The sequence below is a fragment of the Pseudomonas putida genome, assembly GCA_041071465.1.
In the GTDB taxonomy this organism is placed as follows: Bacteria; Pseudomonadota; Gammaproteobacteria; order Pseudomonadales; family Pseudomonadaceae; genus Aquipseudomonas; species Aquipseudomonas putida_P.
This window is the reverse complement of sequence record CP163498.1, coordinates 5,527,890-5,551,100: the sequence shown is the minus strand read 5'-3', so window position 1 is coordinate 5,551,100 and position 23,211 is coordinate 5,527,890. Positions and strand designations below refer to the sequence as shown.

At 63.4% G+C, this 23,211-nt stretch carries 17 protein-coding genes and 4 pseudogenes; 15 read left to right on the top strand and 6 right to left on the bottom strand.

The annotated features are described in order from the left end of the window. Positions 1 to 3: 3 nt before the first annotated feature. The 6 genes and pseudogenes from AB5975_25540 (at position 4) to AB5975_25515 (ending at position 9,001) form a co-directional block, all read left to right on the top strand. Positions 4 to 1,062: an Ldh family oxidoreductase gene (locus AB5975_25540; protein XDR19816.1), complete on the top strand. Its 1,059-nt coding sequence runs from the start codon at positions 4 to 6 to the stop codon at positions 1,060 to 1,062. A gap of 20 nt (positions 1,063 to 1,082) precedes the next feature. Next, positions 1,083 to 2,300 carry a fumarylacetoacetate hydrolase family protein gene (locus AB5975_25535; GenBank protein XDR19815.1) on the top strand — a complete coding sequence of 406 codons (1,218 nt, stop codon included), beginning with the start codon at positions 1,083 to 1,085 and terminating at the stop codon, positions 2,298 to 2,300. A 99-nt stretch (positions 2,301 to 2,399) separates the two neighbouring features. Next, positions 2,400 to 3,701 (top strand): MFS transporter, encoded by a 1,302-nt coding sequence (locus AB5975_25530; GenBank protein XDR23031.1) that lies wholly within the window; start codon positions 2,400 to 2,402, stop codon positions 3,699 to 3,701. 228 nt (positions 3,702 to 3,929) lie between these two features. Next, positions 3,930 to 5,578, top strand: a pseudogene (locus AB5975_25525) (VRR-NUC domain-containing protein). Further along, positions 5,575 to 7,835: pseudogene (locus tag AB5975_25520) on the top strand (ATP-dependent DNA helicase). The pseudogenes AB5975_25525 and AB5975_25520 overlap by 4 nt, the downstream one beginning before the upstream one ends. A gap of 134 nt (positions 7,836 to 7,969) precedes the next feature. Continuing rightward, positions 7,970 to 9,001, top strand: coding sequence for a hypothetical protein (locus tag AB5975_25515; GenBank protein ID XDR19814.1), 1,032 nt, complete (start codon positions 7,970 to 7,972; stop codon positions 8,999 to 9,001). A 31-nt stretch (positions 9,002 to 9,032) separates the two neighbouring features. On the opposite strand, the gene AB5975_25510 is transcribed toward AB5975_25515, so the two are convergent. Beyond that, a complete protein-coding gene (locus tag AB5975_25510; GenBank protein XDR19813.1) occupies positions 9,033 to 10,214 on the bottom strand; it encodes an NnrS family protein in 1,182 nt (393 codons plus the stop codon). Between the two features lie 214 nt (positions 10,215 to 10,428). Here AB5975_25510 and xerC point away from each other — a divergent pair. The 9 genes and pseudogenes from xerC to ureG all read left to right on the top strand — a co-directional run bounded on the left by xerC (position 10,429) and on the right by ureG (position 17,178). Continuing rightward, positions 10,429 to 11,342: pseudogene (gene xerC, locus AB5975_25505) on the top strand (tyrosine recombinase XerC). 273 nt (positions 11,343 to 11,615) lie between these two features. After that, the gene (locus AB5975_25500) at positions 11,616 to 12,449 is read left to right on the top strand and encodes an urease accessory protein UreD (protein XDR19812.1); all 834 of its coding nucleotides are present in this window, start codon (positions 11,616 to 11,618) and stop codon (positions 12,447 to 12,449) included. Positions 12,450 to 12,458: 9 nt separating this feature from the next. Further along, positions 12,459 to 12,761, top strand: a complete 303-nt coding sequence (locus AB5975_25495; protein ID XDR19811.1) for an urease subunit gamma — start codon at positions 12,459 to 12,461, stop codon at positions 12,759 to 12,761. Positions 12,762 to 12,780: 19 nt separating this feature from the next. Next, positions 12,781 to 13,098, top strand: a complete 318-nt coding sequence (locus tag AB5975_25490) for an urease subunit beta (GenBank protein XDR23030.1) — start codon at positions 12,781 to 12,783, stop codon at positions 13,096 to 13,098. After that, on the top strand, positions 13,095 to 14,798 hold the full coding sequence (gene ureC, locus AB5975_25485) for an urease subunit alpha (protein XDR19810.1): 1,704 nt from the start codon (positions 13,095 to 13,097) through the stop codon (positions 14,796 to 14,798). Before AB5975_25490 ends, ureC begins: the two co-directional genes overlap by 4 nt. Before the next feature lie 10 nt (positions 14,799 to 14,808). Next, positions 14,809 to 15,305 (top strand): annotated as a pseudogene (gene ureE, locus AB5975_25480) (urease accessory protein UreE). Between the two features lie 18 nt (positions 15,306 to 15,323). Then, entirely contained in the window at positions 15,324 to 15,869 is a 546-nt protein-coding gene (locus AB5975_25475) for a HupE/UreJ family protein (protein XDR19809.1), read from the top strand. Continuing rightward, positions 15,869 to 16,543, top strand: a complete 675-nt coding sequence (locus AB5975_25470; GenBank protein XDR19808.1) for an urease accessory protein UreF — start codon at positions 15,869 to 15,871, stop codon at positions 16,541 to 16,543. Before AB5975_25475 ends, AB5975_25470 begins: the two co-directional genes overlap by 1 nt. 11 nt (positions 16,544 to 16,554) lie before the next feature. Then, on the top strand, positions 16,555 to 17,178 hold the full coding sequence (ureG, locus tag AB5975_25465) for an urease accessory protein UreG (protein ID XDR19807.1): 624 nt from the start codon (positions 16,555 to 16,557) through the stop codon (positions 17,176 to 17,178). An 18-nt stretch (positions 17,179 to 17,196) separates the two neighbouring features. On the opposite strand, the gene AB5975_25460 is transcribed toward ureG, so the two are convergent. The 5 genes from AB5975_25460 to AB5975_25440 form a co-directional block, all read right to left on the bottom strand. Next, the gene (locus AB5975_25460; protein XDR19806.1) at positions 17,197 to 17,925 is read right to left on the bottom strand and encodes a DUF899 domain-containing protein; all 729 of its coding nucleotides are present in this window, start codon (positions 17,923 to 17,925) and stop codon (positions 17,197 to 17,199) included. Positions 17,926 to 18,019: 94 nt separating this feature from the next. Then, complete coding sequence (locus tag AB5975_25455; protein XDR19805.1) at positions 18,020 to 20,221, bottom strand: LTA synthase family protein; 2,202 nt, start codon at positions 20,219 to 20,221, stop codon at positions 18,020 to 18,022. 136 nt (positions 20,222 to 20,357) lie between these two features. Further along, complete coding sequence (locus AB5975_25450; GenBank protein XDR19804.1) at positions 20,358 to 21,638, bottom strand: hypothetical protein; 1,281 nt, start codon at positions 21,636 to 21,638, stop codon at positions 20,358 to 20,360. Positions 21,639 to 21,684: 46 nt separating this feature from the next. Further along, positions 21,685 to 22,437, bottom strand: coding sequence for a hypothetical protein (locus AB5975_25445; GenBank protein XDR19803.1), 753 nt, complete (start codon positions 22,435 to 22,437; stop codon positions 21,685 to 21,687). Positions 22,438 to 22,482: 45 nt separating this feature from the next. Next, positions 22,483 to 23,163, bottom strand: a complete 681-nt coding sequence (locus AB5975_25440) for a C39 family peptidase (GenBank protein XDR19802.1) — start codon at positions 23,161 to 23,163, stop codon at positions 22,483 to 22,485. Positions 23,164 to 23,211 lie beyond the last annotated feature (48 nt).

The window sequence follows — 23,211 nt, the reverse complement described above, 5'->3', positions numbered from 1 at the left end:
GCCATGACTCAAAACACGCAGTACGACGCGCAAGCACTGACCACGTTTGTCGAGCGACTGTTCACCAAAGCCGGTGCCGATGCCGATGTCGCCCAGGCGGTGACCCGGGTGCTGCTCGAAGGCGAATTGCTCGGCCATCGTACCCATGGCCTGAACCTGGTCAGCCGCTACATCGACGGTATGCTCAGCGGGCACGTCAAGGCCCGCGCGCAGGCGCTGGAACAGGTCGCGGACAGTGGCATTTCCAGCTTGTTCGACGGCCATTATGTGTTGGGGCCGTATTGCGTCAGCCGGGCCCTGGACTGTGCGGCCAAGGGCGCGACCGCACAGGGCATCGGTATTGCAGTGGTGCGCCGTGCGGCGCATATCGGCTGCCTGGCTGCCTACCTCAAGCCCTACACCGACCAGGGCTTGGTGGCCATGGTTTACTCTTCGGACCCTTCGTTGGGGCTGGTTTGCGCCCATGGCGGCATTGACCCGGTGTACACCCCCAACCCGATTGCTGCCGGTATCCCGACCCAGGGCGAGCCGATTCTGCTCGATGTCAGCATGTCCACCGTCACCCTCGGCCTGGTCGGCCAATGCCGCGATGCCGGCAGCCGCCTGCCGCACCCGGTAGTGGTGAGCAATGAGGGGCAACTGAGCGACGACCCAGGTGATTTCTTCACTCGCCCGCAAGGCAGCATCCTGCCCTTGGGTGGCCAGGCCTTTGGCCACAAAGGCTTCGCCCTGGCGCTGCTGGTTGAAGCCCTGACGTCGGGCTTGGGCGGCCACGGGCGCAAGGATGCACCAGAGCAGTGGGGTGCCTCGGCTACTGCCGTGGTCATCGACCCGCGCTTCTTTGGCGGCCTGGAAGCGTTCACCGATGAAACCAGCTTCCTGGGCCGACTGGTACTTGCCAGCCGCCCGCTCGACCCCGAGCGCCCAGTGCGTTTGCCTGGGCAAGCTGGCCTTGCCCTGCGTCGCCAGGCCCTGGAGCAGGGCGTGAATCTTTCGCCTCAGGTGGTGGCCGACCTTGACCGCCTGGCCGGGCAGTTGCAACTGCCGGCACTTTCCCATTGATGCACATTAAGGGTACACCGATGACTGAACGATCGAACGCCAATCAACCGCTGACGCTAAAACATGATGCCAGCGTGTTCGATAACGGCAGCTGGGTAGGGCGGGTCTGGTTGCCGGACCAAGGGCCGGCGGTAGTGCTGGTGAAAGGCGGTGCCGTCTACGATATCAGCACCCACGTGGCGACTGTATCGGCCCTGCTGGAAGTGGCCGACCCGGTGGCCTACCTGCGTGCCTTGCCGTTGGCCGAACCCTTGATTGCGTTGCCGGCATTGCTGGGCAACAGCGACCCCGCCCAGCGCGACCCACGCCAACCCTGGCTGCTGGCGCCGATCGACCTGCAAGCGGTAAAGGCCGCAGGCGTGACCTTCGCCACCAGCCTGCTGGAGCGTGTGGTGGAAGAACAGGCCAAGGGCGACCCGGCCAAGGCTGACGCTATCCGTGACACCCTGGCCAGCCGCATCGGGGCCGATTTGTCGCAGATCGTACCTGGCTCGGCCCAGGCCGAAGCGCTACGCAAGGTGCTGGTAGAGCAGGGCCTGTGGTCGCAGTACCTGGAGGTGGGCATCGGCCCGGATGCCGAAGTGTTCACCAAGGCCCAGCCGCTGTCGGCCGTTGGTCACGGCGCCGACATTGGCATCCACCCCAAGTCCAGCTGGAACAACCCAGAGCCCGAAGTGGTACTGGCGGTGTCGAGCGATGGCAGCATCAAGGGCGCCATGCTCGGCAACGACGTCAACCTGCGTGACTTCGAAGGGCGCAGCGCCTTGCTGCTGTCCAAGGCCAAGGACAACAACGCGTCCACTGCACTGGGCCCGCTGCTGCGGCTGTTTGACGAAAGCTTTGGTCTGGACGATGTGCGCGCCGCCGAGGTGGACCTGCGGGTCGAAGGCATGGACGGTTTCATCCTGTCCGGGCGTAGCTCAATGCGGCAGATCAGCCGTGACCCGCAAGACCTGGTGCAGCAAACCCTCAACGAGAATCACCAATACCCCGACGGCCTGGTGCTGTTCCTCGGTACCCTGTTCGCTCCCAAGCAGGACCGCGATCAGCCGGGTAACGGCTTTACCCACAAACCGGGTGACGTGGTGAGCATCAGCAACCCGCAACTGGGTACTCTGTGCAACCGCGTGACCACCAGCGATCTGGCACCGCAGTGGGCCTTTGGCCTGCGCGCGCTGATCGACAACCTTGGCCAACGTGGCCTGTTGGAGGTTGCAGCCACCGCGCGCCAGTTTTGAACGACACGCTGCGTCAGGGAGGGGCGCAGCAGCATCGAGGGATCGTCAAGGCGCTGATAGCGCGGCAACAATAATAAGAAAGGTCATCACATGAACCCTATGAAGAAGTACCAGCGCATCACCGTCGTGTTCCTGCTGCTGATCGGCATCGTCAACTACCTGGACCGTAGTGCGCTGTCGATTGCCAACACCTCCATCCAGAAAGACATGATGATCAGCCCGTCGCAGATGGGCATTCTGTTGTCGGCGTTTTCCATTGCCTATGCCTTTGCCCAATTGCCCATGGGCATGATCATCGACCGCCTGGGCAGCAAGATCGCCTTGGGTGCCTCGTTGCTGGGCTGGTCGGTAGCCCAGGCAGCGTTTGGCATGGTCAACAGTTTTGCCGGATTCATGGGCCTGCGGGTATTGCTGGGGATTGGCGAGGCGCCGATGTTCCCATCGGCGGCCAAAGCCTTGTCGGAGTGGTTCGACGCCAACGAACGCGGCACCCCGACCGGCGTGGTCTGGTCGTCGACGTGCCTGGGCCCATGCCTGGCGCCACCCTTGCTGACGCTGTTCATGGTCAACTTCGGCTGGCGCGGCATGTTCATCATTACCGGTGTGATCGGCGTGGTACTGGCGGTGTGCTGGCTGACCTTCTACAAGAGCAAGGCCCGTTACCTGGCAGAGCTTGCGGCCGAAGGCAAGCCATTGCCGGGCGAGCACCAGGCGCCGGTAACCGCTGCAGCCACGCCGAAGGCATCCTACTTCGCCGGCTGGCTCGACCTGTTCAAGCACCGCAGTACCTGGGGCGCGGTGCTGGGTTTCATGGGGGTGATCTACATGCTCTGGTTGCACCTGACCTGGCTGCCAGGCTACTTCGAGCGTGAACATGGGCTGGACCTGTACAAGACCGCCTGGGTCGTGTCGCTGGCCTACGGTTTTGGTGCCGCGGGTACCATCGTTGCCGGGCGCTTCTGTGACTGGCTGGTAAAGCGTGGCATGAGCGTGCTGGGTGGCCGCAAGTTCAGTGTCATCACCGGCCTGGTGCTGGCCGCGCTGTTCACCTTGCCCCTGTCCTTCGTCACCGGCCTGACCGGCTGCATCATCCTGCTGTGCCTGGCGCTGTTCAGCATCAACATGGCCAGTGCCACCGCCTGGATGATCGTCAACACCATTGTCGACAGCCAGCGCGTGGCGTCGTTTGGTTCGATCCAGAACTTTGGCGGTTACATCGCCGGTTCCGTGGCACCGATCGTGACCGGGTTCAGCATCCAGTATTCGGGCTCGTTCACCACGGCGTTCATGATCAGCGCGGTGGTGGCGTTGTGCTCGGCAGTGGCGTACTTCCTGCTACTGCAGGCGCCGATCGGCAGTGCCAAGGTCGAGGCAGAGGGGATGGTTCCAGCAACCAAGTAGTTTGATACGTCACGCAACCCCTGTAGGAGCGGCCTTGTGTCGCGAAAGGGCCGCCAAGCGGCCCCAGTGATATTGGCGTTGTTCTCGATATCCGGGGGCTGCTGCGCAGCCCATCGCGACACAAGGCCGCTCCTACACAAAGCACCATCGAACTGACCCACGGCGCTTGTCAGGCATGCTTGTCTGTATGTATAACCAGTGCCTGTTACCGCAAACTGACCTTAATCCGTGATCGCCCATTCCGTCGACGACCCGTTCTACTACCTGTTCAACTTCCGCCAGGTTGTGCTGTGGGTCGAACAGCGCTACCAAGACCTGCTCGATGACCAGGAACTGGCTTTCATCCGCGCATTCAGCCAACTGCAAGCACCAGCCCAAGCCTTGATGGTGCGTATGGTCATGCGCAAAGGCGAGTTGTTTCGCAGCGACCGGCTCGACTACGTCGAAATCGGCGACACTGCGCTGGCGCTGCAGCCATTGCAGGCCCTGGGCTGGGTGCGGGAGCCCGAACAACTGGAACTGGAGCAGCTGTTCGCCTTGCTACGCAAGGACGAACTGGCCCGTTGTTTCGCCCGACAACTGAGCCGCCCGCGTGCCGCCAAGCATGAGCTGTTGGCACAGCTGAAGCCACTGGAGCTGGCGGCCCGGCCTTTGGCCGAATGGTTTCCCGACAGCGAGGTGCGCATCCTTCAGTGGTGCTTGCAGCCTCTGTGCGACCGGGTGCGTTTGTTGTTCTTCGGCAACCTGTACCAGGACTGGTCAGACTTCGTCCTCGCCGACCTTGGCCTGCTGCGCTACGAGCAGGTGCCGTTCAGCAGCGATTCCCGAGCCTTGCAACGGCGTGACGAGCTCGACCTGGCCATGGCGTTGCACCAGTGCGCCGAGCGCCTGGAGCAGGGTGGCGACCCAGTGTCGATCCTCGCGACCCTGCAAGGGCTGCACAGTGAAAACCCTTGGCTGGCCCGGCGCCATGCGCGGCTGCAATTCGCCTTGGGCCAACAATGCGAGCGCCAGGGTGACTGGGATCTGGCCATGGCCGTGTACGCGCAGTGCGACCATGCCCAGGCACGCATTCGCCAGGTGCGGGTGCTGGAGCGCAGCGAACAGTGGCCCCAGGCCCATGCACTGGCGCTACAGCTGGCTGCGGCACCGGCCAATGCGCTGGAAGTGCAGGCCCTGGAACGGATGCTGCCACGCCTGGCCCGCAAGCTTGGCGGCCCGCCACAGCGGCGCCAGCGTGTCGCGCCGCTGGAGCTGATCGAACTTGAACTGCCCCGCGAGCACGCGGCACTGGGCGTGGAAGAAGCCGTGCGTCAACACCTGGCGCTAGAGGGGGGCAGGCACATTATGTGGAGAACACGTTGTTCAACAGCCTGTTTGGCCTGTTGTGCTGGGAGGCCATCTTCGCCCCGGTGCCCGGCGCATTCTTCAACCCGTTCCAGGCTGCGCCACAGGACCTGCACGACAGCGACTTCCAGCAACGGCGCAGTGCACTGTTCCAGCGCTGCCTCGGGCGGCTCGATGACGGCAGCCATCACCAGGCGATTCTCGACTGCTACAAGGGCAAGCAGGGCCTGCAGTCGCCGTTCGTGTTCTGGTCCATGCTCAGCGAAGACCTGCTGCAACAGGCTTTGGCTTGCCTGCCGGCCGCCCAACTGAAGCAGTGCTTTCTGCGCCTGCTGCAGGACATTCGCAGCAACCGCGCCGGCATGCCGGACCTGATCCAGTTCTGGCCCGAGCAGGGCCTTTATCGCATGGTCGAGGTCAAGGGGCCCGGTGACCGTCTGCAGGACAACCAACTGCGCTGGCTGGAGTTCTGCAGGCAACACGGCCTGCCCGTCGCGGTGTGCCATGTGCGCTGGAGCGAAACGCCTTGAGCTACAGCGTGGCAGTGCGTGCCTTGTGCGAGTTCAGCGCCAAGGTCGGTGACCTGGACCTGCGTTTCACGCCGTCGCCCACCGCCCAGGAAGGCATTGAAGGGCATCAGCGGGTAGTGGCCCGGCGAGCTGCGGGCTACGAGTCCGAAATCACCCTCGAAGGCCAATTCGAAACCCTCAAGGTGCGGGGCCGCGCAGACGGTTATGACCCTGGCAGCAATCGCCTGGAAGAGATCAAGACGCACCGAGGCGACCTGGCGCGTCAGCCGGCCAATCACCGCCAGTTGCACTGGGCACAGGCCAAGGTCTATGGCTGGCTGATGTGCCAGGCACGCCAACTGCCGAGCATCGAGGTGGCGCTGGTGTACCTGGACGTGGACAGCGATGGCCAAACGTTGTTCAGCGAGCACTACACGGCTGCCGAGTTGCGGGAGTTCTTCGAAATCCAATGCCAGCGCTTTCTCGGCTGGGCCCACTATCAGCATCGACGCCTAGGTGATCGTGATCAAGGCCTGCAGGCACTGAGCTTCCCCTATCCACAATTCCGCCAGGGCCAACGGCAGCTGGCCGAAACGTTGTACAAGGCGGTGAGCACCGGCCGTTGCCTGATGGCCCAGGCCAGCACTGGCATTGGCAAGACCCTAGGCACCTTGTTCCCGCTACTGAAGGCAATGGTGCCGCAACAGCTGGACAAACTGTTCTTCCTCACCGCCAAGACCCCAGGCCGGGCGTTGGCCCTGGACGCCATCCGTCAGATCACCGATGCCACGCCGCAACCTGCCTTGCGCACACTGGAGTTGATCGCCCGCGACAAAGCCTGTGAGTACCCGGACAAGGCTTGCCATGGCGAATCCTGCCCATTGGCTGCGGGTTTCTACGACCGTTTGGCGGCAGCACGCGAGGCTGCGGCCGCACAGCCGTTGCTCGACCGCGCCAACCTGCGCGAAGTGGCGTTGGCACACCAGGTATGCCCGTACTACCTGGGCCAGGAGATGGCGCGCTGGGCCGACGTGCTGGTTGCCGACTACAACTACTACTTCGACGCGCATGCCTTGCTGTTTGGGCTGACCCAGCTCAACCAGTGGCGCGTAGCGGTGCTGGTGGACGAAGCGCACAACCTGGTCGAGCGTGGGCGCGGCATGTACAGCGCCAGCCTTGACCAAGGGCAACTGCTGGCCTTGCGCCAGAGCAAACCGCCCGGGCTGGTCAGTGCGCTGGACCGCCTAAACCGGTACTGGAACGCGCTGTATAAAGAGCAGCGTGCGCCGTACCACGCCAGCGAGTCGCTGCCCGACGGGCTGTTGCGTGCTTTGCAGCAGTGCATCGGGCTGATTCAGGAGCAAATGAACCAAGCGCCGGCACACGTGGACCCGCAGGTATTGCAGTTCTTCTATCAGGCCTTGCAGTTCAGCCGGGTTGCCGAACTGTTCGATGAGCACTTCCTGTTCGACATCAGCCAGCGCCAGGGCACGCGCAAACGGCGGCTGGCCACACTGTGCCTGCGCAACGTCACCCCGGCGCGCCTGCTGGCCCCACGTATGCAGGCGGCGCGCAGTGTGACGCTGTTTTCCGCCACGTTGAGCCCACGGCACTTCTACAGCGACCTGCTAGGGATGCCCGCTGACACCGCCTGGCTCGAAGTGTCCGCGCCGTTTCGCGCCGAACAGCTGGAAGTACGCATTGCCAGCCAGGTGTCCACCCGCTACCAGCAGCGCCAAGCCTCCCTGGCACCTATCGTCGAGCTGATTGCCCGACAGTATGAGCGCATGCCGGGCAACTACCTGGCGTTCTTCAGCAGTTTCGAGTACCTGCAACAGGTGGCCCGGCTGTTGGCCGAGCAGCATGGCCAGATTCCACTGTGGGCTCAGGAACCGGGCATGGACGAGGCGGCCCGCCAGGCATTCCTCGATCGCTTTGTCGCCGATGGCCGAGGTGTGGGCTTCGCCGTATTGGGCGGTGCTTTCGGCGAAGGGGTGGACTTGCCAGGCACGCGGTTGATCGGCGCGTTTGTCGCCACCTTGGGGTTGCCCAGGTCAACCCGGTCAACGAACAGTTCAAGCAGCGCCTTGGGCGGCAGTTTGGCGCGGGGTTCGACTATGCCTATCTCTACCCGGGCGTGCGCAAGGTGATCCAGGCGGCTGGCCGGGTTATCCGTGGCGACCAGGACCGCGGGGTGTTGGTGCTTATTGACGAACGTTTCGCTGAGCCCAGGGTTCAGCAAATGTTCCCTGGGTGGTGGCCGGCGGCTATCGTCTAGCGGTTTCTTGCCTTGGGCGATCACTCGCAATCCGACTGACTTGTAGGACGTATCTGAATTTCAACGGGTGACGATTACAACTCCCTTGCTGATGTTAGGTTTTCCAACCTGGACCATGCACAGGGAGTTTGTTTATGCGAGCCAATCTGGAAGGACAAGGTCAGGCAGTCGACGCATTGCCTGGTACGCTGGAGCCTGGCTTTTACGTGGTTCCTCGACGCATGTCGTTCCCCCAGGTGCTGCTGCAACTGGCCGAGCACGCTGCCACGTTGCCGATTTCCCTGTTACAGCGGCTCAACCCGACGTTCGAGCAAGGGTTCAAGGCAGGTGAAATCTTCGTCATGGGTGACCCTGACAACGAACATGCCTGGGGGCGCGAGGAGCGAGAACTGATGGCAGCTGCACAGCACGCGCGGTACGCGCTGAAGGTGCTCGATTTCGCTGAAGCGGACTTCATGATGCAGCACCAGGCCGATATCGCCGGTTTGCTCGGCAACGCCAGCCTGTCCATGGGCGTGGGGAGGGACAAGCTGGATCAAGGCTTGGAGCGGGTCATTCATACATTGATGCGTATCGAGCAATTGCACATCAACTACAGCCCGGCTTTCTTTGCCGAACGCCGGCAGTTACTACAGCAGTTGGATGATCAGCTGAAGGCGGCATTCCTTAACAAGCAGGTGAATCTGGGGCGCTATGAACGGCTGAAGAATCGTTTGAATATTTCGACCAAGTGCCTGGTGCACCATTGGTCGAAAGCGGGAGGCCCGGGGCAGATTGCGGGGTATGCGACGCATTTGGATAAGGTGGCGCGGCTCGGTAAGTACCTTAAAGAGGGTGGGCATGCTGCAATTGGGCTCGGAGGTACTTCGTCTTGCATGAACATTCAGAAGGTTTGCCGGGCCGGTGAGACGCAGGTGTGCAGAAAGATCCGAATGACAGAGGCAGTTAGTTTTGCCGGAAGCCTTGGGTTAAGTGCGCTCGTTTCCACTGGCGCTGGATTGGCCGCCGGTACGTTATGCGCGGCTTTTGCGGTTGGGGCTGGCGGCATCAGCGTTCCAGTGTGTGGGATTCTACGGGTCGGAGCTGAAGGGGCTGTTGGCGGCCTCGAGAGGGAAGTGCTTGGTGAGAAGGTAGGTGAATTCATCTACGCGGCTACAAGCGATTGACGTTAACGACTGGCCCATTTCGGCGAGCCCGTTAGCCCGGCATGCCGTCTGTCCTCGGCTGCAACAGGATGGGGAGATAATGGCGCAGGAATAGCAGCAGTGCCAGGCACCAGCACAGTGCCGAAAGGCTAACCCCCAGCGATGAGAACAGCGGCAGAACCACCCGCGCCAAGGTCGCCAGTTGCATCAGGGCAAAAGCCCAAACCATGCTGGTTGGCACCTGCAATGGCCTGCCGGTGTGGCCCAGGCTGACCCGCGCCATCATGGCCAGGATCAGCCCGGTCATGGCCCCGACCGTCAGGGCATGGGTCACCAGGCTAGGGTTCAGTGCCACCCCGGCGTGCCACAGTGCCATGCCCAGGCAGGCGAGGGCGATCCAGGCGTAGGCCAGGTGCAGCGACCACAGCAGCGGTACGTGCCACAGGCCACGGTCGTGCCACAGCACCAGGCGGGCCGAGTGCAGCGTGAACAGTGCAAAGAACAGCACCGCCAGGCTGGCACGCGGTGTATCGGCAAGGCCACTGACAAACGCCAAAGGTACGGCCACGCTGAACAACAAGCAGGCCCGGTCCAGCCATGGGCGGGCAGGGGCCGCGCTCATGTTGCCCAGGCCTCGGCGGGTAAAGAACGGAATGACCCGGCCGCCGAGCACGGTCATCATCGCCGCCACCAGCCACAACCCGGCAAACACGCCCCGGCGTTGCCACAGTTCGTCCTGGCGCAGCCAGCCGGCCAAGGTTAGCCACTGGCAGGCGGCGATCAACATTACCAGGCCGACGATCGGGTAATTGTTGCGCAGGCGCCGTTGCACGATCGGTCGCGCCAGGCTAAGCGCCACCAGCGGAAGGAAGCTGCCTTCGATCAGCACCAGCAAGCCACCCGGTAACGGCAGGAACCAACTTGCCCGGCCCAGCAGCCAAAGCAGGAACACACCCTGCAGCGCCCGCCCGCTCAAGCCAGGGATGCCACTCCAGTTCTGCACGGCGGTCAGCAGGAAACCCGCGATAATGGCAGCGGCGAAGCCGTAAAGCATTTCGTGGCGGTGCCAGGCGAGCATGCCGCCCGGCGGGGCAGGGGCCAGCGCCCCGGTCAGTACACCGACCCACAACAACAAGGCGACCAACGCAAATAAACTGCCCCCCAGGAAGAACGGGCGAAAACCTAGGCCCCAGACGGCCTGGCGTGGGCGTGAAGCGATCGGTTGCACGAGCATGGGCGGTCCTTGGTTCGTTCAGTAGGCTTCAGTTGGGGTAAGATCACGATCCGTGCCAGTTGCAAAGCCCTTGAATATCAAGGTGATGGCACTGCTCAGGGTCCGAATGACATGCGCGTTTCGCGGTCATTGGGACTTGCATGTATGTCGTTTTGACTTGCTTCAGGGTTTGCCGGTTTGCTCCCGGCTGACGCTTCGCTACAGGATTCACGCTTTGTCCGACCTCTCGAAAAATCCGCTGCTGCAGTACATGGCCCGCCTGGCCCCATCCAGCCAGCAAACCATGCGCTACATCCTTCAGGACGCCGCCGATCGGCTCGGCTTTGTCGACTGCAACATCGTCGATGTGCCCTGGCATCGGCTCGAGCCCGGCCATGTGATCGCGCTGGTGGCGGCGCTGCGGGCCGACGGTTACGCGCCCAACAGCTCATCGCTGTATGTCAACGCGATTCGCGGGGTGATGAACGAGGCCTGGCGCCAAGGCCTGATCGACCATGAGCTGCTGTTGCGCATTCGCGAGGTCAAACCGGCCACGGGCACCCGCCTGCCGCCAGGGCGCAACCTGCGGCGCAGCCTGATTCGCGAGTTGATGGACGTGTGCGCGGCCGACCCCAGGCCACAGGGGGTGCGTGACGCGGCGATCATTGCCTTGCTGTACGGCACAGGCATGCGCAAGTCGGAGTCGGTCGACATCGACCTCGACCAGGTCGACTTCCAAGCGCGCAGCTTGCAGGTGGTGGGCAAGGGCAACCACCAGTTGGTCAAGTACGCACCGCCGTGGGCGTTCGAGAAGTTGCAAGCCTGGCTTGACCTGCGCCGCCAGGACCTGCCTGCCGGGCGGAAGATGACCCGTTCCTGTTCAACCGCATCCGTCGTGGCAGCCACATCACCCGAGCGCGAATCACCAAGCATGCGATCTACTACATCGCCCGCCAGCGCGGCGCGCAGGTGGGGGTGAAGATCATGCCGCACGACTTCCGCCGGGCGTTCATTACCCGTGTGATCGAAGAGCACGACCTGTCGATCGCGCAGAAGCTGGCGCACCATGCCAATATCCAGACCACGGCCATCTATGACCGGCGTGATGACAACGAGCGCCGGCGTGCGGTGGACCGCTTCGACTACTGAGCTTTGATTGTTTGGGCTGCAGAGCAGCCCCATCTGCACGTATAGCACCGAAACAGGGCCCAAGCGCGCCCCCGCTTTGTGCGCCATCTCCTGTATGCCCGATGCCAGAGCGGTCGCGGCAAAAGTTTCATCATCGTTCACCTGCGAAGTTGGCCCGCAACCTGCTATATCCAGCCTGCGAATTTGATCGAGTGGTCAGGCCGTGCGCGCTAGCAGCCGCCCGCGCCGTACCCTCTAAACGGCCAGCAGGCCACGTATTTCAGGGGCCGCAGGATGTCGCTCGCGGAGCAGATCGAACAACAACAAGGCGATGCGGGCTGGAGCGCTCACTTGCAACTGCGCTTTGTCCAGCGTGGCGACGTGACCCGCCTTGGTGCGTGGAAACATTTCGGACCTCTTTTGGTGCAGCGGCCTTTCTATCCCGAAGGTTCGCCGTGCCATGTCTATGTATTGCACCCACCGGGAGGCATCGTCGCCGGCGACCGCCTGGAGCTGAACATTCACCTGGAGCCGGGCAGCCACGCGCTGCTGACCATGCCCGGCGCCAGCAAGTTCTACCGCAGCATCGGCCCGACCGCGCGGCTGACCCAACGCTTTCACCTGGCCGCTGGCAGCACCCTGGAGTGGTTGCCGCAGGACAGCATCTTCTTCTCGGGCGCCCGCGCCAGCCTTGCCAGCCGTTTCAGCCTTGAGCCGGGCGCCCGCCTGCTGGCCTGGGAAACCCTGTGCCTGGGCCGCCCGGTCATGCACGAGCGTTTCGACCACGGCACCCTGTACAGCCTGTTGCACATCGAACTGCCCGACGAGGTTGGCCTGCATGAGCGCCTGCGTATCGCCGGCGGGCATCTGGACAAGCTTGGCGGGCATCCGCTGCTTGCCACCTTCTGTGCCGCACCGGCCGATCAGGCCGTGCTGGAGCAGGTCCGCTCATTGCTCGACGAACTGGGCAACCCGGCTGGCGCGACCCTGCTCGGGTCGCTGCTGGTGATCCGCCTGCTCGACCACGACAACCAACACCTGCAACGCACCCTGCAACGCCTGTGGCATGTACTGCGCCCGGCCATCCTCGGCCTGCCATCCTGCCCACCGCGTATCTGGGCCACCTGAGAGAGCCCCATGGAGCTTACCCCGAGAGAGAAAGACAAACTGCTGCTGTTCACTGCCGCGCTGCTGGCCGAGCGTCGCCTGGCCCGTGGCCTGAAGCTCAACTACCCGGAAGCGGTGGCGCTGATCAGTGCCGCTGTGCTCGAAGGTGCCCGCGATGGCCGGACGGTCGCCGAGCTGATGAGCCTGGGGCGCGAGGTGCTGACCCGTGAGCAGGTGATGCCCGGTATCGCCGAAATGCTCCACGACGTGCAGGTCGAAGCGACCTTCCCGGATGGCACCAAGCTGGTGACCGTACATGACCCCATCGTCTGAAACTACCAATGAGGGCAGCATGATCCCAGGTGAAGTCCAGGTCGCCGCAGGCGACATCGAGTTGAACAGTGGCCGTGAAACGGTCACTACAACGGTGGCCAACCATGGTGACCGACCGGTGCAGGTCGGCTCGCACTACCACTTCTTTGAAGTCAACGAGGCGCTGGTGTTCGACCGTGCGCCAACCTTGGGCTTTCGCCTGGATATACCGGCCGGCACGGCCGTGCGCTTCGAGCCGGGCCAGGCACGCACCGTGCAACTGGTGGCCTATGCCGGAAAACGTGAGGTGTACGGCTTTCAGGGCAAGGTGATGGGCGCGCTGGAGGGCAGGGCATGAGCCGTATTTCCCGCCAGGCCTATGCCGACATGTTCGGCCCTACCGTGGGCGACCGCGTGCGTCTGGCCGATACCGCACTGTGGGTTGAGGTAGAGAAGGACTTCACGGTTTATGGCGAAGAGGTGAAGTTCGGCGGCGGCAAGGTCATCCGCGATGGCATGGGGCAGGGCCAGATGCTGGCTGCCGAGGCCATGGACCTGGTGCTGACCAATGCCCTGATCATCGACCACTGGGGCATCGTCAAAGCCGACATCGGTATCAAGCACGGGCGCATCGCGGTGATCGGCAAGGCCGGCAACCCCGATGTGCAGCCAGGGGTGAACGTGCCGGTCGGGCCGGGGACCGAAGTAATCGCGGCCGAGGGCAAGATCGTCACCGCCGGTGGGGTGGACTCGCATATCCACTTCATTTGCCCGCAGCAGGTGGACGAGGCCCTGAACAGCGGTGTCACCACGTTCATCGGCGGCGGCACCGGGCCTGCCACCGGCACCAATGCCACCACTTGCACGCCGGGCCCCTGGTACCTGGCGCGCATGCTGCAGGCCGCCGACAGCCTGCCGATCAACATCGGTTTGCTCGGCAAGGGCAACGCCTCGCGGCCTGAAGCGCTGCGAGAACAGATCGCGGCCGGTGCAGTTGGCCTCAAGCTGCACGAGGACTGGGGCTCGACGCCAGCGGCCATCGACTGCTGCCTGGGCGTGGCCGAGGAAATGGACATCCAGGTCGCGATTCACACCGACACCCTCAATGAGTCGGGCTGCATCGAAGACACCTTGGCGGCCATTGGCGACCGCACCATACACACCTTTCACACCGAGGGGGCCGGTGGCGGCCATGCACCGGACATCATCCGCGCGGCGGGGCAGGCCAACGTGCTGCCGTCCTCGACCAACCCGACCCTGCCGTACACGATCAACACCGTGGACGAGCACCTGGACATGCTCATGGTGTGCCATCACCTGGACCCGAGCATCGCCGAGGACGTGGCCTTTGCCGAATCGCGCATCCGCCGCGAGACCATCGCCGCCGAGGACATCCTCCACGACATGGGCGCCTTTGCCATGACCTCGTCCGACTCCCAGGCCATGGGCCGGGTTGGCGAAGTGGTGCTGCGCACCTGGCAGGTCGCGCACCAGATGAAACTACGCCGTGGGCCGTTGGCACCGGACACCTATTACAGCGACAACTTCCGGGTCAAACGCTACATCGCCAAGTACACCATCAACCCGGCACTCACCCATGGCATCGGCCACGAAGTGGGCTCGGTGGAGGTGGGCAAGCTGGCCGACCTGGTGCTGTGGTCGCCGGCTTTCTTCGCGGTCAAACCGGCCCTGGTGCTCAAGGGCGGGATGATTGTCACGGCGCCGATGGGCGACATCAACGGCTCCATTCCAACGCCACAGCCGGTGCACTACCGGCCGATGTTCGGCGCGTTGGGCGCGGCACGCCATGCCACGCGCATGACCTTTCTGCCCCAGGCTGCCATGGACCGTGGCCTGGCCGAGGAACTGAACCTGCGCAGCCTGATTGGCGTGGTCAACGGCTGCCGTCGGGTACGCAAGCCCGACATGGTCCACAACACCCTGCAGCCCCTGATAGAAGTCGATGCGCAGACCTACCAGGTGCGTGCCGATGGTGAGCTGCTGGTGTGCGAGCCGGCCAGCGAACTGCCGCTGGCCCAGCGTTACTTTCTGTTCTGAAGGAGCACCGATGATTGTCTTGACCCGCCGTATCAGCGACCCGGCACGCTTGCTGTGAGTGGCACCGTCACCCTCGATGTGGACAGTCGCATCAAGAGTCGTTTGCGGTTAACCCTGGACGATGGCCGCGAGGCCGGCTTGATGCTCGAACGCGGCCACCTGTTGCGCGGCGGTGAACTGCTGGCCGATGCCGATGGCACCCACCTGATCCGCGTGTTGGCGGCGCCCGAGGCAGTGTCCACGGTGCGCTGCGCCGACCCGCACTTGCTGGCCCGCGCCGCCTACCACCTGGGTAACCGTCATGTGCCGCTGCAGATCGAACCCGGCCTGCTGCGCTTTCAGCACGACCATGTGCTGGACGACATGCTGCGTGGCCTGGGCCTGACGGTCGAGGCCGAACAGGCCCCGTTCGAGCCGGAAGCGGGCGCTTACCAAAGTGCACCCCATGGCCACAGCCATGCTCATGGCCACGATCACCCGTTCGTACGCCTGCCTGCCCATTCCTGAACTGCCCTGGAGCAACCGATGAAAAAGACTTTCGCCCTGTTTCTGCTGATGCTGGCGCTGCCAGCCTTTGCCCACCCTGGTCATGACAGCAACCCGCTGCAGGACGGCCTGTTGCACCCGCTTACCGGGCTCGATCACTTGCTGATGCTGCTGGGCACTGGGGTGCTTGCCGCGTTGACTCGGCGCAGCCTGACGTTGCCCCTGGCTACGCTGGCTGCAATGTTCGCAGGCGCTGTGTGCGGGCACCTGTTCGGCGATGTGCTGGGCATGGAAGCCCTGATTGCCGCGTCGCTGCTGGTGGCTGCCGGGGCGGTGCTGCTGCCGAGCCGCCAGTTGCTGCTGGCAATGGCCATGCCGGTGTTTGCCTTGTTCCATGGCTGGGCCCACGGTGTAGAAGCCACGCCAAGCGCGTTCTGGCAGTTCAGTGCTGGCTTCGTCACCGTCAGCGGTCTGCTGCTGGCGGCCGGCTTCGCGGTTGGTTGCCTGCTGCGCCGCCACAGCGGCCTGCAAAAGGCTTTTGGCGGTGGCCTGCTGGCCGGCGCCGCGTTGGTACTGGCCGGTTGATGAACAGCGACCTGGCGTTGCTGCGCCTGCTGCAGCTGGCCAGCCCCGGCTTGCCGGTGGGCGGCTTCACCTACTCGCAAGGCCTGGAGTGGGCGGTCGAGGCCGGCTGGGTGCGTGGCGTGGACGGCTTCGTTGCCTGGCAACGCGAGCAGGTTCATGACACCCTGGCTTGCCTCGACTGGCCGGTTCTGGCGCGCTTGTACCACGCATGCCAGGCCGAAGATGCCGCAGCGTTCGGCCATTGGAGCCGGTTCTTGCTGGCCAACCGTGAAACGGCCGAGCTGCGGCTGGAAGAACAGCAGCGCGGTGCGGCATTGGCGCGGTTGCTCGACGGCTGGCAATTGGGCCAGGCACCGGCCTGGCGCGCCAGCCTTGAGTTAAGCCAGCTGGGCGGCATGGCCTGGCTGGCCGCGCACTGGGCCATCCCGCTGCGCCAATTGGCATTGGGCCATGGTTTTGCCTGGCTGGAGGGCGCGGTCATGGCCGGGGTCAAGCTGGTGCCGTTCGGCCAGCAGGCTGCCCAGACCTTGCTGCGCGACCTCGGCAACGAATTGCCCGCTGCGCTCGACCAGGCACTGGGCCTGGGCGACGACCAGCTCGGCGGTGGCCTGCCACTGCTGGCCATTGCTTCATCGCGTCACGAAACCCAATACACCCGTTTGTTCCGTTCCTGAGGACTGCCTGCATGCAAAGCTATAAACAACCCCTGCGCGTCGGTGTCGGCGGCCCGGTCGGCTCTGGCAAGACCGCGCTGCTGGAAGCGCTGTGCAAGGCCATGCGTGATCACTACCAGATTGCCGTGGTGACCAACGATATCTACACCAAGGAAGACCAGCGCATCCTCACCGAGGCCGGCGCCCTGGAGCCTGAGCGCATCGTTGGCGTGGAAACCGGCGGCTGCCCACATACGGCTATTCGGGAAGACGCTTCGATGAACCTGGCGGCGGTCGAAGCGCTGGCACGCAAGTTCGGTAACCTCGAAGTCATCTTCGTGGAAAGCGGCGGTGACAACCTCAGCGCTACGTTCAGCCCGGAGCTGGCTGACTTGACCATCTACGTGATCGACGTGGCCGAGGGCGAAAAGATCCCCCGCAAGGGCGGGCCGGGCATTACCAAGTCGGACTTCCTGGTGATCAACAAGACCGACTTGGCGCCTTATGTAGGGGCTTCATTGGAAGTGATGGAGCGCGACACCCAGCGCATGCGGCCGCAGCGGCCCTGGACCTTCAGCAACCTGAAGAAGGGCGAAGGGCTGCAGGCGGTGATCGACTTCATCGTCGAGCGCGGGATGCTGGGTGTGCGTGGCTGACATCGTGCGGCCCCTGTATCAGTTGTGACAGCAGTGTGCCTTGTCTGGCTGCCCTTCATAGCGGTCATGGTGCCGCACCCAGTCCATGGTCCCGCCTTCATTGCGTCCCAGTGGCGCAATGTCGAGGAAGTTGTAGGTATTGACCAGGATGTCCAGCCCGCGGGCGTAGGTTGAGTAGGTGTGGTACACGCTGCCGTCCGCTTCGCGGTAGAACGCACTCAAGCCAGGCAGCTCGCTTTCACTGCCGTTATACGGCTCATAGTTGTACTGCCGTTCACCCTCGTTGCCGACACTTACGCCAAAGTCTTCGTTGAAACCGCTGCCGTGTGACGAGTACCACGGGAACTGCCAGCCCATGCGCCGACGGAACGCCTGGAACTCGGCATACGGTGCCCGCGATACCGCAACCAGGGACACGTCGTGGTGTGCAAGGTGCAAGTTGGCACCGTCAAAATGGTCAGCCAGGAACGAGCAACCGGGGCAGCCCTCGCTCCAGCCCTCGGCGAACATGAAATGGTAAAGCAGCAATTGGCTGCGACCCGCGAACAGGTCGGCCAGGCTCAATTCGCCGTCCGGCCCGTTGAAACGATAGTCGTGTTCGACTTTGACCCAAGGTAGGGCGCGACGGGCTGCGGCCAGTGCGTCGCGGTGGTGGGTAAAGGCTTTTTCGTGCAGCCAGAGTTGCCGGCGAGCTGCCAGCCACTGGCTGCGAGAAACCACCGGGTGCCTGCTGTCGCTAGTGCTCATGGTGCTGTCTCCACGCTGGGGATTCACACCTTAGTCGAGCACGCCCAGGTCGAATCGACAGGCACCGGTGGCCGGGCGATGAGCGGTACCTTGCTCAGCCCGAGTGGGCGATATGCCCCTCGGCAAGCTCATCGGCGCCGTCATCCTCGCCAGGCAGGGCGGTGATCACGCTGAAATCGCTGACTTCCACCTTGCCGCCGCCATAGCCCAGCAAATGGAAGGAAAACGCCTTGCGCTCGGTCGGGTTGTCGAAGCTGAACTCCATCTCCAGCGGCTCGTCGGCGGTGACCTTTACCTCTTGTGGCAGGCCCAAGGGTACGTCCTGCTCCAACTGCTTGGCCTTGAGCTGGATATAGGCCGCACGTTTAGGGTCCAGCGAGCGTACCTTGACCCGCACACGGGTGTGCGAGCCTTCCGGCATTTCCAGGTACTGTGCGCCAATCAGGTTGTCGGCCCAGTCATCGTGGATGCGCTTGCGCAACTTGATCGGCGAAGGGCCGCCGAATTGGTAGCGCAGGTTGAGCGGGGTTTGCAGCAGGGATTGGTCGAGCACCCCGGCCAGGGCGCCGATCTGCTGGCCCAGCAGGCTGTCGCCTGGCCCAAGATAGCGGGCCTGGTCGGCGATGAAGCCCTCGCTGGCATAACGCCGGCAGCGCTGCTGGAAGTCACATTCGGTGAACACGCCCTGGCCGTTGTGGTAGCGCAGCATGCCGTTGGTGTAGGAGATCATCTCGCGGCCGGTGTCGTAGTCACGGTACAGCGAGCGACCGCCAAGCGCGACAGGAATGGGCAGTGCGAAGTAGTCGAGCAACGAGGTGGCCAGGTCGATGTGGCCGTAGGTGCCGCGCTTGATGGTCGGTAGCTGGGCCTGCTCCGGCGCCAGGGTAAGGTTGAAGCCCCAGGACGAAGCCAGGCGCACGCCATCGATGCCATGGGACTCGTCGGACGTCAGCACCACCAGCGTGTCCTTGAGTACGCCCTGGCGTTCGAGGTTGTCGAGAAATGCCCCGACGGCGTCGTCCAGGTAGGCGACCGCTGCCTGTTTCGGCGTGTCGTAGCGCTCGAGGTACTCGGCCGGCGCCGAGTAGGGCTGGTGGGTGCCCACGGTGAGCAGGGTCAGCATCCATGGCTTGTCCTGCTTCTGCAACTGGCCGACGTAGCCCAGGGCACCCTCGAAGAAGGCGCGGTCATCCTTGCCCCATGGGAAGTCCAGGTAGTTCTTGTTGCGGAACCACTCCAGGCCATGCACCGAATCGAAACCGATGTGCGGCATGATGCGGTCCTTGGCCATGAAGCGCAGGCCCGCGCCTTGCAGGTAGTGGGTAGTGAAACCGGCCTGGCGCAACTGTGCTGGCAGGCAAGCCTGGTTGCGCTCGTTCTGGGTCAGCAGCTCCACGCCCTTGGGCGTGCCATTGGCCAGTTTGTCGTAGTCGCCGCACAGCATCGCGTACAGGCCGCGGATGGTCTGGTGGGTGTGCAGCACGTAGTCCGGGGTGTTCATGCCGCGCTCGGCCCACTTGCTGAGCTTGGGCATCAGGTCTTCGTCGAAACGACTGTTCAGCGCCTGGCGGTTGGGCCGCAGGTAAGCGCCGGGGATGCCTTCCATGGTGATGACCAGCAGGTTGCGGGCAGTTCCCGGGCCGGTAAACAGCCTTTGCCCATGCAGGTCGGATTGGGTCAAGCCGCTGCTGGCCAGCGGGGTGAAGGGTTGCGTACGGCCAAGCCAGCCTTCGACCTGGCGTTGCAGGTTGCCAGCCCCGGCAGACATCAGCTGGTGGGTGAGGTTGTATTGCCGCCACTGGTCGGCATCGGAAGGCACCAGTTGCTGGCTGCCCCAGTGGGCGCCAAACAGCAGTACGGGGATGGCCCAGGCCTTGCGCGGCAGTGGCTGGCTACGCTGTGCGCGGCTGCGCCAGGCACAGGCCAGCCAGGCCAGCAGAGCACTGCCCAGCACCCAAGGCAGCCAGGCATGGGCCAGGCCGCCACCGGTGGAGTTCTCCATGAACTGCGGGTCGAGCAGGTAGGTCAGGTCGGCGCTGGTGGGCAACCGGCCCACCGCGCTTACGAGTTCGGCCGAGGCTACCCACAGGGCCGCCCAGGCCAGCAGCACGGGCAGTGCCAGCCACCACGGCCGGCGGTGCAGCAACAGCACCAGCAGGCTGCCGAGGGCGAGGTCGGACAGGTAACCGAGCGGGTTGGACCAACCCAGCATGGCGCGCGTACCCAGTGGGATCACCAACACCAAGGCTGCCAAAGCGGCAAGCCGGGTGCGTGGGTGGTCGGACAGGTTCTTCACAAAAACTTCCCTTTTGCCATTAAATCGTCATGCATCTGTGCTTGATGATAACAGGCCGGGGCAGGGAAGGCGGGCGGTTACAAGGCTGGTAACCAAAAGCCGGGCCCGTTCGCACGGGCTCGGCCGATGGCAAGTCTCAGAAGTAGTAAGGGAATTTCAGGCTGAAGGAGAAGTCTGGGGCATCGTCGGTCAGACCAATGGACAGGTTGGGCACGATGGTCAGGTTGTTGGTGGCGGCGAAGGTCAGGCCGATGTTGAAGTTGGCGGCGTTGTAGTCACTGTTGGAGATCGATTGCCAGTCACCGCCATCGGGTTTGATCTTGCTCTTGCGGGCGAACTGGTCGGACACCGAGAACGACATGCTCATCTTCTCGTTCAGGGCAAAGGCGATACCGCCGCCGATCTGCCACGAGTCGCCGAGCTTGACGTCACCCGGCACCTTGCTGTTGACCTGCGGGCTGATGTCGCTGAACGAGTCCTGCATGTTGTAGGTGTAGGACAGGCTGCCGAACAGCACAGCCGGGTCGAAGGTCTTGACCAGCGAGATACCCGGTGTGATCGACCATACGCCGTTGCCGGTGGGCAGGCTTTCCGGCACCGACAGGTTGCTGTTGCCGTCTACCTCGCGCAGCTTGATGCCATACGGGTCCTTGCCGGTCGGCGCCTTGACCCGCAGGGTGGCGACGGCGTCAGGCCAGGTTTCGTCCTCGTCGAGGAACTTGTAGGCCACTCCAACGTTGACATCGCCAATTTCAGGGTCGCGAGTGACGGTTGCATCGGAGGTACTGGCCCCGGCGCCACCGGCGCCGCCAGACGAGTAGGTGGACTCGCGGTACACCACGGGCACGTTGATATCGAACTGCCAACGCTGCGCCAGGTTGTAGCGCGCAGTCATGTCCAGGGTCCAGTTGTCGGCCTTGATCCGGTCAAGGTTGATGCTGCCCAGAAAGATCGAGTCCAGCGCCAGGAAGCCATTGAGCGTAAGCGCCCGGGTATCGTAATGGGTATACGTGACGCCTGTTTCGAAGCTGAACTTGCCGCCGCCAAAGAACCCGCTGGCTTCGTCATAGAGGTTGGAAACGCTTTGCGCCGGTTCGGAATCGGCCGTCAGCGCCTGCCCGTACGAGCTACCAGTGGTGCCAGGCGTGCCAGAAGCGACAGTCTGCGCACCCTTCACCCCCTCGGCGGGGGACTTGACCAGGCGTTTGGGCGGCGCCGCTGCAGGGGCCTCCTCAACCTGGCGCACGCGTTGCTCCAGCACCATCAGTGCCTGTTGCTGTGCCTCGTACCGACGTTTGAGTTCGATCAGTTCCTGTTTCAGCGCTTCGACCTGAGGGTCGGCGGCTGCGTAAAGTGCTGTGGCGGGGGCCAGGGTAGCGAAACACACAAAAGCTCTAAGCGTAAAAGATCGGTACATGGAGTTGCCGTCCCTTCCAACTACTTTTGATGAGACTGAGCGTAGATCAGTATCCGAAGGTGCGAAGACCTTTGAGCTGGTCAAGGCTGCCGTTGAGCGAAGCCGCGGTCGGCACGCTCTCACGCATCACGACATTCAATGATGTGACGTTGCTGACCAGGTTGCCGTTGCCGAGCAGTGTCGAGTTCTGCATCAGGCCGCCTTGGGCCAGCCGCTGCATGCTGCTGCCTTGGTTATTGCTGGCATTGATGTTGAGTTGCACGCCCACACCGCTGGAAGACACACTGAGCGCACCAGCGCCGTTCTCCCCAACCAGGGTCTGGCCGGCGGCCAGTACCTGCCCTTGCTGTTGTACGGCGGGAGCCTGGTTGGCCTTGGTCACGTTGATGTCGACGTTGTTGTAGGCGGCATTGTTGTCGCCGGCCGCGCGTACCACCTGGGTCACACCCTCGGTGGTGGCAAGGCCGTTGCCACCTGTGACCACGCCAGTCCCGGCGGCGGAGGCACCGCTCGGTGCCGTGCCGGTGCCTTTTTCATCAATCATCGAGACATAGAACTGAGGCTTGATGGTCGACTGCTGAACCTGCAGCGTTGACGTTGCCCCGATCACATCGCCCTTGGCATTTTGCCAGGTGCTGGACATGACGATGCCGAAGCTCACGATTCGTCCGGGCATCACGTAACGGCCGCGTAGGTTCGCCAGCTCCTGGTCCTTCAGTTCGATGGGTTTGAACGCCTCTGCGTGGCTGGGCAAGCTGGCTGCCAGGCAGGCCATGGCCAGCCACAATGAAGTCTTCATGAAATGCTCCCTGGAGCATCATGCTCCTTGTCATTAGAACAGTCGTTAGAAGAAGTCGCTTTTGATGAAGCCGAAGTCCAGTAGCTCGGTGTCCTTCACTGGGGTGAAGTTGTTCACCCGGCCCTTGGCGGTCAGTGGCAGGGGCGGGTCGAGCAGGACGTTGTTCTTGTCGTAACCTTGGCCGATCACGGCGAAGATGATGCCGTTCCAGCCTTTGAGGAAATCGTCGATCTTGTAGCGCCTGTGGCCCAGCACCGGGTCACCGACGTACACCCAGCCTTTGTCGACCTTCTGCATGACCACGAAGTGCTTGTAGCCGCGCACATCCATCAGCACCACGACCGGAATGCGCACGCTGTGCAGGGTGTCGGGGGCCACCCGGTAACCGCGGGCACGCATCCCCAGGCTCTCGACGTAGCGTTTCATGTCGAGCATCGAGAAGCCTTGTGTGCGCACCAGGTCCTGGTCGGCGTGGGCCAGCATGCCTTCGATGATCTGGTGTTCGTCCACATCCAGCCAGTAGGCCTGGCGCAGGATGGTCGCCAGCGCGGCGGCGCCGCAGCTGAAGTCGGTCTTTTGTTGCACCAGGTCGGCGAACTTGCGCTCGCGAACGCTCTGGATTGGTTTGAACACCACAGCACCGCCCGGCAGGACGGACAGTGGCATTTGTGCAGCTTCGCTCACGCTGGCCAGGCACAGCAGAAACGCCAGGGCGATAATGCGCATGATCGGATGCCTTCCGGTTCTGTTGAAGAAAGGCCCCCGAAGGGGGCC